Here is a 14498-nt window from a genome sequence, read left to right on the forward strand (position 1 = left end):
CCCTTCATCGTGTAGATTGATTATGAATTAGACCCTGGTTGTAATGTTTCCTATAATACGTATTTTAGCAGAAGTATACGGGTTCGTCCGCAGATGTTGGAAAGATATGTTCGGAAGCGATGAGAATCCATGTAAAATTGATGATAGAGTGTTGTATTTATATAACTAGAGTCGTATAATAATACACAAATATGCATAGAAGCGACGGAATTGCTGTATGAAAGCTCATTGGGAGCAGGAGAACAGTATAAGTAGCGCATACGACAAGATTGGGGGAGCGAGAGTGAATAACAAATTAAAAGTGGCAATCGTCGGTTCCACCGGCTACGGCGGGGTGGAGCTGATTCGTTTTTTCCAGAACCATCCGCAGGTTGAAATTACTTCGGTAATCTCTTCATCCAGCAGTGGTGAGTCCATCGCAGATGGATTCCCGCATTTGACGGACGTGATTCAGAGGCCACTCGACGGCGTGGACCCGGCTGAGATCGCAAGTCGTGCAGATCTGGTGTTCACAGCAACCCCGTCTGGTGTCAGCGCAAAACTCGTTCCGAGCCTGCTTGAAGCAGGGCTTAAGGTCATTGATCTGTCTGGAGACTTCAGACTTAAGGATGGAACGGTGTATGAAGAGTGGTATAAACATCCGGCACCTTCTGCTACATTGCTGGAACAGGCGGTATACGGCATGGCAGAGGTGTATGGCGACGAAGTGAAGGGCAAGAACTTTATTTCCAACCCAGGCTGCTACCCAACGGCTACGTTACTCGGATTGATTCCAGCTGTTGAGGCAGGATGGATTGACCCTTCCAGTATCATCATTGATGCCAAATCCGGTGTATCGGGTGCGGGACGGGGAACAGCTCTGGCGTATCATTATGCAGAAATGAATGAGAATTTCAAAGCATATAAACTGAACAAACATCAGCATATTCCCGAAATCGAGCAAGTGCTGGGAAATATCACTGGCACTTCAGTCACAGTAACGTTCACAACTCAACTGGTGCCGATGACGCGTGGAATCATGAGTACGATGTATGCCAATCTAACTGGTGAACACAGTGACCGTGAAATCGTTGATCTGTACCGTAAATATTATGAAAATCGTCCGTTCGTGCGGGTACGTGAGCCGGGGATCTGGCCTTCAACGAAGGAAGTGTACGGATCGAACTATTGTGATATCGGATTTGCAGCTGATCCTCGTACAGGTCGTTTGACGATTATTTCGGTCATCGACAACCTGGTAAAAGGTGCATCCGGGCAAGCCATTCAAAATATGAACCTGATGATGGGATGGGAGGAGAACCTCGGGCTGAACATGACTCCAGTATATCCATAAGGGTTGAATCATTGGGAGAGCGTCTAGGCGCAATTCCGATACAATGTGGGGAAAACGGATCAGGCAAAGCAAGCGGACAATCGGCATGCAGCCGAACGCATAACGGGGGATAACATATGGGAACGAATGTGGAGCAAAAGGCTTTTACTATAGTTGAGAACGGAACGATTGTAACCCCGCTCGGGTTCACTGCTGGTGGACTGCACTGCGGATTGAAAAAAACGTCTCGTAACGACATCGGAGCGATTCGCTGTGACGTGCCGGCAACTGCAGCTGCGGTGTATACAACGAACGTATTCCAAGCCGCACCTCTGAAAGTCACACGTGAGAGCTTGAGCAATGGACGCCTTCAGGCAGTCATCGTGAACAGCGGGAATGCCAATGCATGTACTGGACAACAAGGTGAAGAGGATGCCTACGCCATGCGTACGGCGGCCGCACGTGAGTTGGGTGTAGCAGAAGAGGATGTTGCTGTAGCTTCTACAGGTGTCATTGGTGAATTGCTGAAGATGGACGCTGTACACTCGGGGATTAGCGGACTTCCGGCACATTTGGGCAAGGAAGCAGAAGAGGCGGAGCATTTTTCCCAAGCTATTCTGACAACCGATTTGGTGAAAAAAGAAGCCTGCGTCTCCGTTGAGGTGAACGGCAAAACGATTACGATTGCGGGTGCTGCCAAGGGATCAGGGATGATTCATCCGAATATGGCGACGATGCTGGCTTTTATGACTTCTGATGCGGTCATTAGTGCAGAAGCGTTGCAGCGCCTGCTGCGTCAGGCGACCAATCATACATTTAACATGATTACAGTGGATGGAGATACGAGCACGAACGACATGCTTGTAGCCATGTCCAGCGGTCTGGCAGGGAACGAAGAACTGACCGTGGAACATCCGGATTGGGATGCTTTTGCTGCCGGATTCACTTATGTGTGCGAAGTGCTTGCCAAAGCCATTGCGCGCGATGGCGAAGGAGCAACCAAGCTGGTAGAAGTACAGGTAACGGGTGCCGTAAGTGATGAATCTGCGCAAGCTATTGCAAAGACCGTCATTGGGTCCAGCCTGGTGAAATCCGCGATGTTTGGTGCGGATGCCAACTGGGGACGCATTATTGCAGCCGTAGGGCGCGCGGGACAGCCGGTGAACCCGGAGACGGTGGATATCCGTCTTGGAGACATCTCTGTACTTGAACAATCCCGTCCAGTCGTATTCGACGAAGAAGCGGCGCTGGCCTACTTGCAGACCGATACCGTACGGATTGTGGTCGATCTGCACCACGGCGAGGGAACGGCCATCGCATGGGGCTGTGACCTGACGTACGACTATGTACGAATTAACGCGGCATACCGCACGTAATATTTTGTGGTTAGTTTTAGTTAATCTAGCAGCTTTATTATTGAAAAGCTGCTTTACAAAAATATGTAGAACATCTATAAGGATTAAACTTTTTGAGTTTGATCATTGACGGGGATAGTGCAAAAGTCGGAATCGATTCTGTAGAAGCGCAGCGTTCGCCTTTGTCTCCGAGTTTTTCCCTTAGAGAAGGGGAATCCAAAAAACTTGGAGACAACAGCGATCGAAAGAACGATCCGAATTTGTAACAGCTAGACCCGTCTAATCTGGATTTATTAAGTGTTAGGCCTTTTAGAATATTTGAACGAAAGGAGTGCCCTCATGAATTCAACATTGCAAAATGAGAGTATCGGAACAGAGGCTGGTGCTGAGAAGCAGACGTTTGTAATGAAATGCGGAGGCAGTACGCTGGCGGCGTTGCCTGAATCCTTTTTTGCAGATCTGCGTGACTTGCAGTCCCAGGGAACTCAGCCTGTCATCGTACATGGCGGCGGTCCTGCGATCTCGGATAACCTGGCGAAGCTGGGCATAGAGACCGAGTTTGTGAACGGATTGCGCAAAACAACGGAACCTGTGTTGGACGTCGTGGAAATGGTTCTTGCGGGGAGTATTAACAAACAGATCGTCCGCCTGATCCAACGAGTTGGTGGACACGCGCTGGGATTGTCGGGTGTGGACGGTGGTCTGATCCAGGCAAAACCGGTTAGCAACCATGCAGAGATCGGTTGGGTAGGTGACGTGACGGGCGTTAATGCGGCGATTATTCAAGGAATCGTGGATATGGGTTATATGCCAGTTATCGCGCCAGTTGGTGTGGATGCCTCTGGCCAGCGTTATAACATCAACGCAGATACAGCCGCAGGTGCGGTAGCTTCCCATCTCGGAGTGAGTCGGATGATCGTAGTGACCGATGTCCCTGGCATTATGAAGAATGTAGGTGGCGAGAAAAAAGTGCTGCCATCCGTCTCTGTACAGGAGATCGAGGATATGATCCAAACCGGAGAAATCTATGGCGGCATGATTCCAAAGGTACGTGCAGCCATCGCTTGTATTCACGGCAAAGTGCGTGAGGTCATCATCGTAGATGGCAGTGAACCACAGATTCTGAGCCGTGTGCTTGGCGGAGAAACGATCGGAACCCGAATTATCCGTATGCAGTAATTTGCTCTCAGTGCGCTAGTGTCTTCATGGTCTTATAGTAAATAAAAAAATATGTGCATCGCTTTTTTATATAAGAAATCTAATATTACACACACAATAACGTAGGGTGCAGAACCAATCTGAAGAATAAAAATGCATAACGTAGAGGACAGAAATAACCTGAAGAAGCGAAGCGTGCGCCTTTATCCCCGGATTTTCCCCTTTAAGGATCAATCAAAAAAATCCGGGGATAACAGCGATCGAAAGGTTGTTCTGTCATCGAAGTGGAGTATGCGTACGTTCAAAAGATGGTCCTGCAATCGGAGTGGTCTAGTGTAAATTATAGCTCTTATATGATTGCCGTTGCACCAACCAATAGGAGTGATAGGTGATGGCAAAAGGCAATGAACTGCCAGGTTCTGGCACAGCAGTAGCGGGCGTAGCAGCGACAGGTGTAGCGGCACAGACGGAAAGCTCTCTTTTCCAAACGTATGCACGTTATCCAATCAGTTTGGTCAAAGGTAAAGGCAGCTGGCTGTGGGATGATCAGGGCAATCGTTATCTTGATTTCATGTGCGGGTTGGCTGTAACGAGTCTGGGCCATGCACCGGAGAAAGTCGGAGCCAAGCTGAAAGCTCAGATTGATGAGCTGTGGCATGTCTCCAACTTGTTCCAGATTCCCGGTCAGGAAAAAGCGGCAGCTTTGTTGACAGCAAATACGTGCGCAGACGCCGTATTCTTCTGTAACAGTGGTGCAGAAGCGAATGAGGCGGCAATCAAATTGGCTCGTCGTTATCACCAGAAGGTCAAAGGCACAGGTCGGTACGAAGTCATTACATTTGCCCAATCCTTCCACGGACGGACACTCGCAACTTTGACAGCAACTGGGCAGGATAAGGTGAAAGAAGGATTTTTGCCACTGCCAGCCGGATTCGTAACCGTACCATTGCATGACACAGCGGCTCTCGAAGCGGCAATCGGACCCAATACAGCAGCGATCATGCTGGAGATGGTGCAAGCCGAGGGCGGCGTGCATCCGGTCAAACCAGATTTTGTCCATCACGTTCGCAAACTTTGTGAAGAGCACGGACTGCTGTTGATTGTAGACGAAGTACAGACCGGAATGGGACGTACAGGCAAACTGTTCGCGCATGAGCATTATGGCATTGAGCCGGACATTTTCACGGTAGCCAAAGGTATTGGTAGTGGATTCCCTGTAGGTGCGATGCTAGGTAAAGGTTATCTGAAGGATGCGTTTACTGCAGGCAGTCATGCAACAACATTTGGCGGTACACCGCTTGCTTCCTCCGTTGTCATTGCAACGATTGAAACCATGCTCGAAGACCACCTGCCAGAACGTGCAGCTGAAATGGGCGAATACCTGATGAACTCTCTGCGGGAGCGTTTGGCTGGTAATTCGTTTGTAAAAGAAGTTCGGGGTATGGGGCTGCTTGTTGGAATCGAATGTGCTGAAGCGGTAGGCGACATCGTGCTTGCTGGTCAGAAACGAGGCATTCTCTTTGTATCCGCAGGACCGAATGTCATTCGTCTGCTTCCAAACTTGTATGTGAGCAAGGAAGAGATCGATGAGGCGGTATCCTTGGTAGCTACGTTGATTGAAGAGCATGTGGCGGCGAAGAACGCCTAAAAAGACTTTATACAACTTTTCTGACTCGGGGCCTTCGCGGGCCTCGAAGCGGAACAAAATGATGAATCATGAATCCCTGTAGCCGCGCGGTAAACTAGCGGAAGATGAATGTGAGCAGCCGGATGGCAAGATCTCAACCTTCTACACTCTTCTGCCCATGCGGGTGCAGGGAACCGGAAATAAGGAGGACAACACTAACATGACACAAGCGCAACAGACGGAGAAGGTACAGAAGGTCGATCTTAGAGGCCGTGATTTTATTGAATTTACAGATTATACAGCGGAGGAAATCCGTTATTTGCTGGATCTTGCGATTGAGATTAAAGGCAAACAAAAAAACGGTGTGCCGTATCAGCCACTGCAAGGCAAAACGATCGGACTCATTTTTGAAAAATCATCTACGCGTACGCGTGTATCCTTTGAAGTCGGCATGTTCCAACTGGGCGGACACGCGCTCTTCCTGAGCAAAAACGATATCCAACTTGGTCGTGGGGAAACGACACATGATACAGCCAAAGTTCTGTCACGTTACCTGGACGGCATCATGATTCGTACCTTTGGACACCATAATGTGACTGAACTGGCACAACATGCGGATGTTCCGGTTATTAACGGTCTTAGCGATGCAGCGCATCCATGCCAAGTACTCGCAGATTTCCAAACTGTGCTGGAGCACAAAGGAAAGCTGGAAGGGCTGAAAATGGCTTATGTCGGAGACGGCAATAACATGGCGCATTCCCTTATGCTTGGTGCAGCGAAGATGGGTATGCATGTTGCAGTAGCGACTCCGGAAGGCTATGAGCCTGACAGCGCAGTTGTAGAGCAGGCGCGCAGCATTGCACAGGAGAGCGGCTCACAGGTGACTGTAACGTACAGTGCACAGGAAGCTGTGAAAGATGCGGATATCGTGTATACGGATGTATGGGCGAGCATGGGTTTTGAAGAAGAACAGAAGATTCGTGAACAAGCATTTGCTGCGTATCAGGTGGATGAGGAACTGATGAAAGGCGCGAAGCCGGATTATATGTTCCTGCATTGCCTGCCAGCTCACCGTGGAGAAGAAGTGAGTGCTGGAGTTATTGACGGGCCAAACTCCCTGATCTTTGATCAGGCGGAGAACCGACTGCATGCGCAGAAAGCATTGATGGCTGCGTTAATGAGTGAATAGATGCTGTTTGCCTGAATGGGTTGATTTTAGGCACAGATTTCGCGATGATAGATTAAGCAACTGAACTTGGGGAGGACCATCGAACATGGCTAAGGAAAAAATTGTACTCGCTTATTCTGGCGGGTTGGACACATCTGTAATTTTGAAATGGTTGAAAGAAACATATGATGCGGAGATTATCGCATTTACGGCGGATATTGGACAAAAGGATGAACTGGACGGCCTTGAGGAGAAAGCTCTCGCTACAGGCGCTTCCAAAGTGTACATTGATGATCTGCGTGACGAGTTCGCCAAAGATTTCATCTATCCAATGTTCCAGGCAGGCGCCCTTTATGAAGGACAATATCTGCTTGGCACAAGTATCGCACGTCCACTGATCGCTAAACGTATGGTCGATATCGCTCGTGCAGAAGGCGCTACAGCGATTGCTCACGGCGCTACGGGTAAAGGGAATGACCAGGTTCGTTTTGAGCTGAACGCAGCTGCGCTGACACCAGATATTGAAGTCATCGCGCCTTGGCGTCTGGAAGAATTCCGCAACCAGTTCCCAGGACGTGCGGAGATGATCGCTTACGCTGAAAAACATGGCATTCCGGTAACCGCATCGGCGGCTAAACCTTACTCCACAGACCGTAACCTGCTGCATATCAGCTATGAGAGCGGCGTGCTGGAAGATCCTTGGTTCGATCCAAGTGCGGACGAGAACAAAGACATGTTCCTGCTCAGCAGTGCACCTGAAGATGCACCGGATCAAGCGGAATATGTTGAACTTGAATTCGAACAAGGCGACTGTGTTGCACTGAATGGTGAGCGCTTGAGCCCACTACAAGTGATGGAGCAACTGAACGAACTTGGTGGCAAACATGGTATCGGCCGTGTGGACATGGTAGAGAACCGCTTCGTCGGCATGAAGAGCCGTGGTGTATACGAGACACCAGGTGGAACAATTCTGTTTACCGCTCACCGCAAAATGGAATCCATCACGATGGACCGTGAAGTCATGAACCTGCGTGATAGCCTGATCACACGTTACAGCACACTCGTATACAACGGCTTCTGGTTCGCACCGGAACGTCTAGCGCTGCAGGCGCTGGTGACTGAAAGCCAGAAAAATGTAACAGGTACCGTTCGTGTGAAACTGTATAAAGGCAACATCATCGGCGCAGGTGTGAAAAGCCCTGTCAGCCTGTACAACCCGGACATTGCCACAATGGAAGCTGATCCAACACAAGCATACGATCAAGGGGATGCAACTGGCTTTATCCGCCTGAACGCATTGCGTTTGAAAGTAAATTCCGGTGTGGAACAAAACAAAAACTAATTTCATCATGTATATAAAGCATCACGATAATAACTGACAAGGCGGGCCGTTCTTGCACATCTGGCAGGAGCGGCTTTGTCCATGAGCGAAAGGGGAGTACTCACTGTGAGCAAGCTGTGGGGAGGACGTTTTACCAAACAAACCAATCACCTGGTTGAGGAATATACCGCGTCAATCAACTTTGACAAAGCGTTGGCCGAGGAAGATATTCAAGGAAGTCTGGCTCATGTCACGATGTTGGGCAAATGTGGAATTCTGCCAGCAGAGGATGTAGAGACGATCAAGGAAGGTTTGATCACTGTTCTTCATAAAATCCGTGCAGGGGAAGTGGAATTCTCCGTATCGGATGAAGACATCCACATGAACATTGAGAAAAACCTGATCGATACCATCGGCCCTGTAGGTGGCAAATTACATACAGGACGTAGCCGGAATGACCAAGTGGCGACGGATATGCACTTGTACTTGCGTGAGCGGGTAGTTGGATTTGTTGGCATGCTGCACTCGTTGCAGGAAGCGCTGATCGGACAAGCCAAAGATAATCTTGATACGATTGTACCGGGATATACGCATCTTCAACGTGCACAACCGATTCTGTTCGCTCATCACCTGATGGCGTATGTATCGATGTTCCAACGGGATGCAGAGCGTCTTATGGACAGCTACAAACGCATTAACGTGCTGCCACTGGGTGCAGGTGCGCTTGCAGGCACAACGTTCCCGATTGACCGTCATTTTGTGGCGGAACAGTTGGGCTTTGATGGAGTATATGAGAATAGTCTGGACGCAGTAAGCGACCGTGACTTTATCGTGGAGTTCCTGGCAGCCGCTTCACTGATCATGACTCACTTGTCCCGTCTGAGTGAAGAGTTGGTCCTGTGGAGCAGCACGGAGTTTGGTTTTGTTGAACTGGATGATGCATTCTGCACGGGCAGCAGCATTATGCCACAGAAGAAAAATCCAGACGTACCGGAACTCGTTCGTGGTAAAACAGGACGTGTGTACGGCAACCTGATCGGTTTGCTGACAGTACTGAAATCTCTACCGCTCGCTTACAACAAGGACATGCAGGAAGATAAGGAAGGCATGTTTGACACAGTAGCGACGCTGGAAGGCGCACTTCAATTGTTCGCTCCGATGATTGCAACGATGACGGTTAACAAGGGTCGGATGCGTCAAGCGGTCAATCAGGATTTCTCGAACGCTACAGATATTGCGGACTTCCTCGTGGGCGAAGGTTTGCCATTCCGCCAAGCGCATGAAGTTATCGGTAAGACGGTATTGTATTGTATCCAGAACGGCAAGTATCTGCTGGATCTGACCATCGATGAATTCCGTCAGTTCTCCCCGTTGTTCGATGAGCGTATATACGATGTGCTGCAACCAGAAGCGGTTGTAAATGCTCGTAATGTGTACGGCGGAACGGCTTCGAACCAGGTGGCTGAGGCGATTGGACGTAGTGAAAAGGTGCTGGAAATTACGGAGCAATGGATCACCAATCGGGGTTAATAACGCATTTACTATAATGAAATAAAGATATATAACGAAAAAAGCAGGCCGAGAACTTCTTCTCAAGGGCCTGCTTTTTTGTGTGTGACAACGATTTAGATATGTTAAATTTCTCGACTACTTACGTTCACGCAAAGGCAACCATTTCAGCACATTCTGGATCTTCTCGTCCCAATATCCCCAGTCATGTCCACCGGGTTCTTCCTCGTACGTCAGTTGGAAATCGGTTTGTGCACAAGCTTGACGGAACGCTTGATTCTCGTCATACAGGAAGTCCTCTGTCCCACAGCATTGGTAGAGCAAAGGTTTTGGACCCTGACTTGCTTTGCTTTCTTCGAGCAGATGCAGCAAGTCATTCTCCGAACCTTTAATTTCTGCTCCGAAAATCCGCTTGAATTCAGCATCACTTAATGCCTTAACAATTCGGTTATCCATATGCGCTACCATGTCGAGTGCTCCAGACAAACTTGCCGCAGCGGCGTATTGCTCCGGTTTGTGAAGTGCCAGCTTGAATGCTCCGTAGCCACCCATAGACAAGCCAGCAACAAAGTTGTCCTCACGTTTGTGTGATAGCGGGAAGAAGGAACGTGCAAGTGCAGGCAGCTCTTCACTGATGAATGTCCAGTAGCGTCCGCCTTCCGCCATATCTGTATAGAAGCTGCGATGTACCTGAGGCATCACAACGGCAATACCAAGGTCCGCAACATATCGTTCGATGGATGTACGGCGCAGCCAGATGGAGTCATCATCCGATAGCCCGTGCAGCAGATACAGCGTGGGATGTAACCCTTGGCCGGATACGTTCTCCATGCCAATCTGATTGTGGGTCTGTTGTGGAAGAATAACATGCATACTGGTGCTTAGACCAAGCGTGTCAGAGTAAAAGTCACATTTAATAAGTGCCATATATATGAGAAACCCCTTTCATAAGTCCATTAACGATGTGTTTGACCCGATTCAATAGGATGGGATCTGAATCCATAATGGTTCCATAGTGTCTATAATAAACAGGTTATACGCAAAGTCTTTTCATTGCAATAATAAGAAATTCACAACTAGTTATTCACCTTATTTACAACGAAACAATGTTATGTTACACTGTTTTCAACACAAAGGGGGACCATATATGACGGATGATTTGATCTCCAAAAAAGAATTGCTGGACCTGACGGGTATCTCCTACGGCCAGTTGTACCGCTGGAAGCGGAAGAATCTCATTCCGGAGGAATGGTTTATTCGGAAGTCGTCCTATACGGGACAAGAAACTTTTTTTCCAAAACAACAGATTTTACTGCGGATTGACAAGATTCTCAATATGAAAGACGGCTTGTCGCTGGATGAACTGGCAGATGTGTTTTCACCAACTTTGGGTGAAGTGGAAATGTCCGCTCAACAGCTGTTAGAGCGAAACATTGTTTCGAACATTTCGCTTGAGCTGTTGAAAGAAGCAGGCCGGGAGCGGCCGTTGTATGCTTTGGAGCAGATCATGATGCTTTATGTACTTGATAAGCTGCTAATGAGCGGAGATGTTACCCGCCAGGAGGGTACGCTGCTGATCGATGTCATGTCCGAGCATTATTATCGTTTCACAGGCAAACCAAGCGAACTGGTGCTTATTCGCAAGATGGGTGTCCCTTCGTTCATGCTGGTAACAGCAGGAACAGAGCTTTGTTTTGATAATGGTGTGAAGGTCGTTCTCAGGCAGTCGATGGGGACGTTCATGGAAGAGTTAAAACTCAAATTGGGATAAGGAGAGGATCATATATGGAGGAACGTAATTTGCGCAATGATCTGAACGTAGCGGGCATGAGCCAAACGGCAGGCGGGAATTTTCACCGGGTATCTATCGATGGCATGGCTAAAGTAAACGGTAACCTGGACTGTACCTCCATGAATGTGAATGGAACATTGAAGATGCACGGTGCTTTGAGCTCTGAGAGTGCAACGATCAACGGTATGTGCACGCTGAACGGCCCCTTGATTAGTTCTCGTGTTCGTGTGGATGGTTTAACAACCATTAACGGAGACCTCCGAAGCCCTGAGCTCGAAGTCAACGGGAAGTGTACTGTTCGTGGACGGGTTGATGGGGAACGCATTGATATTGGTGGCGTGATCGATATTGAAGGCGACGTACAATGTGAGTCTTTGAACGTACAGGGCAATATTAAAATTAGTGGCTTTCTGAATGCCGGAACGGTAGAGATCAGGCTGCATACATCTTCTTCGGCGAGAGAGATTGGCGGGGAACGCATTGATATTCGGCGTAAGGAACAGACTGGTTTTTGGAAAAGTATTGGCCTGGGCGGTACCCCATCCTTCAAGACATCCTTGATTGAGGGGGATGAAATCGTGCTGGAAGATACCGAGGCTGATATTGTTCGTGGCAGCAAGGTTCATATCGGTCGTGGCTGTAACATCAGGTTGGTCGAATATTCGGGTGAACTAGAGGTTGATCCAGACGCCAAGGTGGGCAGCAGTCAGCGGATTTAAATTTTAATTTAAGTTTTGACCTGGAGAGAAAGGGATGTGATCGATTTGAATAACCATTTTGCTGGTTCATTGGATAAAAAGCATGACATTAGCATCATCGGCGACGGCAGTTCTTCTGGCGGTGTGTACGGCAAGGTCAAGGTAATGGGAGATTCCTCATTTAACGATAATCTGTTCTGTGATCAATTCAAATGCACCGGCACATCCGTTATATATGGATCTCTTGAATCAACCGATATCAAAATTACGGGAACCCTTACCTTGAAAGAGCGGTCTGCTGTTGGTTCCGATGAGCAGGAAGACAATCATGCTTCTAACCTGTATGCAAAAGCTGAACATATGAAAGTGGTAGGCGAGCTTCATGTATCAGGTGATTGTCAGGTGGAGAATATGAAGTTGAATGGCCGTTTTACGATAACGGGTATGCTCAGTGCCGAAAGTATGACACTTAAAATTATGGGTCCATCCGAGGTCAAGGAAATGGGCGGTTCCATCATTTCAGTGAAGAATTCGCGGGGAAAACTGCTGGAGGGTTTGTTCACTGGTAACAAGTCTATTCTCAAGGCCAATCTAATCGAAGGCGACGAAATTGAACTTGAGAACACGGAGGCCGAGGTTGTACGAGGAGATAAAATAAAAATTGGTCCAGGCTGCCGGATTGGTACGGTAGAATACCGCTCTTCTCTGCAAATTCATCCGCAATCGGAAGTTTTGGTGCAAAGCAATCGGTCCTTGGACTGATTATCCGCCGTAACTTTTCGGATATACTAATTCAGTCATATGAATCGGATGTGAATGGGAGAGATTGAGTAGAATGGCTACACGTAAAAATAATATTGGATTGGTGCTGGCAGGGTTACTGCTAAGCATACTGATGGCTTCGATGGACAATACCATCGTGGCAACAGCTATGGGCGATATTGTCGGGAAGCTGGGTGGGCTCGACAAGTTCGTCTGGGTGACCTCCGCTTACATGGTGGCCGAGATGGCGGGTATGCCAATCTTCGGTAAGTTATCCGACATGTACGGACGGAAAAAGTTTTTTGTTTTCGGAATACTGGTTTTTATGCTCGGATCTGCATTATGTGGAACGGCAACATCAATCGTTGAGCTGACGATGTACAGAGCTATTCAGGGTATTGGTGCGGGTGCATTGGTGCCGATTGCCTTTACAATCATGTTTGATGTGGTCGCACCGGAATCACGGGGTAAATTGGGCGGTCTGTTCGGAGCCGTGTTTGGTTTATCCAGCGTATTTGGTCCACTACTGGGTGCTTACATCACGCAGTATGCGACATGGGAATGGGTATTTTATATCAACCTGCCGCTTGGTCTGATCGCGTTTGTGTTTATTGCATTTTTCTACAAAGAATCCCATCAGCATCAATCCCAACAGATTGACTGGCTGGGTGCAATCACACTGATTGGTGCGGTAGTCTGTCTCATCTTTGGGCTTGAACTGGGCGGCAAAACGTATGCTTGGGGCTCGTGGCAGATCCTCGGTTTGTTTGCCGGATTCGTGGTGTTAGCATTGCTCTTCCTGTTTGCAGAAACGAGAGCCAAGGAACCCATTATCTCCTTCGGCATGTTCCGCAACCGGGTGTACTGGTCCAGTAACGTTATTGGCATGTTCAGTGGTGCGGCGTTTATTACCGCATCCGTGTATATTCCAATCTTCATCCAGGGGGTACTCGGTGGCAAGGCGACCAATTCTGGTCTCGTATTATTGCCAATGATGCTGGGGTCCGTTGTGACGGCTTCCATGGGTGGGGTACTGATGACCAAAATCAAATATCGCAACATTATGATTCCTACGCTGGCGTTGCTGGTGGTTGGTCTTGGATTGCTGACAACGCTGGATGAAACTTCGTCTCTATGGACGATACGTATATTCATGGTGATGATTGGACTCGGTGTCGGGGCGTCATTCTCGGTACTCAGCAATGCAGCCATGAACGCGTTTGAACCGCAAAGACGCGGAGCAGCAAGCTCCACACTTAACTTCCTGCGTTCGCTTGGGATGACGATGGGCATTACGATTTTTGGTATCGTGCAGAGCCAGGTATTTACGCGTAAAATGAATGATGCCCTCGCCGGATCAGCGGCAGAAGCGGGTGGCGCTGGTGCTCCTGCAGGCGGTATGCCTCAGGGAGTGGATCTGAGCGATCCACATGCGCTGCTGTCGCCAGAGCTGAGAAAGGCGATTCCGCCTCAGGTGTTGGACACCATTACGCATGCGTTGTCTTCATCCATCGTGCAGCTCTTTGCCTGGGCTGCGATCCCGGCCGCACTCGCGTTGATTGCTGCTTTCTTTATGGGTAATGAGAAGATGGTTATCGGCGAGGAGCAGAAAGAGTACACAGGCGGACATTAAAGGTATCAGTCTAATCAAACCTAATATGTATCTGTAAAATAAACCAAAGACACATCTCTCAAGGGACCCAGAATGGGGAACAGGAGATGTGTCTTTTTCTATTTGTTATTACGTTTGCTGAGTTGAGCCTATCCTATCCATGTGCACGCATGTGAAAGTAAGA

At 48.6% G+C, this 14498-nt stretch carries 12 protein-coding genes; 11 read left to right on the forward strand and 1 reads right to left on the reverse strand.

The window, feature by feature from the left end; genetic code table 11:
• Positions 1-283 precede the first annotated feature (283 nt).
• The 7 genes from argC to argH all read left to right on the forward strand — a co-directional run bounded on the left by argC (position 284) and on the right by argH (position 9471).
• Positions 284-1333 (forward strand): N-acetyl-gamma-glutamyl-phosphate reductase, encoded by a 1050-nt coding sequence (gene argC, locus MHB84_RS16130; protein WP_076287630.1) that lies wholly within the window; start codon positions 284-286, stop codon positions 1331-1333.
• Positions 1334-1449: 116 nt separating this feature from the next.
• Positions 1450-2688, forward strand: a complete 1239-nt coding sequence (argJ, locus tag MHB84_RS16135) for a bifunctional glutamate N-acetyltransferase/amino-acid acetyltransferase ArgJ (RefSeq protein WP_076287631.1) — start codon at positions 1450-1452, stop codon at positions 2686-2688.
• Between the two features lie 318 nt (positions 2689-3006).
• On the forward strand, positions 3007-3846 hold the full coding sequence (gene argB / locus MHB84_RS16140; protein WP_076287632.1) for an acetylglutamate kinase: 840 nt from the start codon (positions 3007-3009) through the stop codon (positions 3844-3846).
• Between the two features lie 370 nt (positions 3847-4216).
• Positions 4217-5473, forward strand: a complete 1257-nt coding sequence (locus MHB84_RS16145) for an acetylornithine transaminase (protein ID WP_076287633.1) — start codon at positions 4217-4219, stop codon at positions 5471-5473.
• Positions 5474-5672: 199 nt separating this feature from the next.
• Positions 5673-6641 (forward strand): ornithine carbamoyltransferase, encoded by a 969-nt coding sequence (argF, locus tag MHB84_RS16150; RefSeq protein WP_053779581.1) that lies wholly within the window; start codon positions 5673-5675, stop codon positions 6639-6641.
• Between the two features lie 85 nt (positions 6642-6726).
• The gene (locus tag MHB84_RS16155; protein ID WP_076287634.1) at positions 6727-7962 is read left to right on the forward strand and encodes an argininosuccinate synthase; all 1236 of its coding nucleotides are present in this window, start codon (positions 6727-6729) and stop codon (positions 7960-7962) included.
• 105 nt (positions 7963-8067) lie between these two features.
• Entirely contained in the window at positions 8068-9471 is a 1404-nt protein-coding gene (gene argH, locus MHB84_RS16160) for an argininosuccinate lyase (protein WP_053779582.1), read from the forward strand.
• A 117-nt stretch (positions 9472-9588) separates the two neighbouring features.
• Here the strand turns inward: argH and MHB84_RS16165 are convergent, their stop codons facing one another.
• On the reverse strand, positions 9589-10377 hold the full coding sequence (locus MHB84_RS16165; RefSeq protein ID WP_076287635.1) for an alpha/beta hydrolase: 789 nt from the start codon (positions 10375-10377) through the stop codon (positions 9589-9591).
• A gap of 220 nt (positions 10378-10597) precedes the next feature.
• On the opposite strand from MHB84_RS16165, the gene MHB84_RS16170 reads away from it, so the two are divergent.
• The 4 genes from MHB84_RS16170 (at position 10598) to MHB84_RS16185 (ending at position 14335) form a co-directional block, all read left to right on the forward strand.
• Entirely contained in the window at positions 10598-11221 is a 624-nt protein-coding gene (locus MHB84_RS16170) for a YhbD family protein (protein WP_076287636.1), read from the forward strand.
• Positions 11222-11235: 14 nt separating this feature from the next.
• Positions 11236-11961 (forward strand): polymer-forming cytoskeletal protein, encoded by a 726-nt coding sequence (locus MHB84_RS16175; RefSeq protein WP_076287637.1) that lies wholly within the window; start codon positions 11236-11238, stop codon positions 11959-11961.
• A 36-nt stretch (positions 11962-11997) separates the two neighbouring features.
• Positions 11998-12702 (forward strand): hypothetical protein, encoded by a 705-nt coding sequence (locus MHB84_RS16180; protein ID WP_076287638.1) that lies wholly within the window; start codon positions 11998-12000, stop codon positions 12700-12702.
• A gap of 73 nt (positions 12703-12775) precedes the next feature.
• Positions 12776-14335, forward strand: coding sequence for an MDR family MFS transporter (locus MHB84_RS16185; protein WP_076287639.1), 1560 nt, complete (start codon positions 12776-12778; stop codon positions 14333-14335).
• Positions 14336-14498: the final 163 nt, after the last annotated feature.

Origin of the sequence: Paenibacillus sp. FSL F4-0087 (genome assembly GCF_038020215.1) — a bacterium.
GTDB classification, from domain to species: domain Bacteria; phylum Bacillota; class Bacilli; order Paenibacillales; family Paenibacillaceae; genus Paenibacillus; species Paenibacillus taichungensis.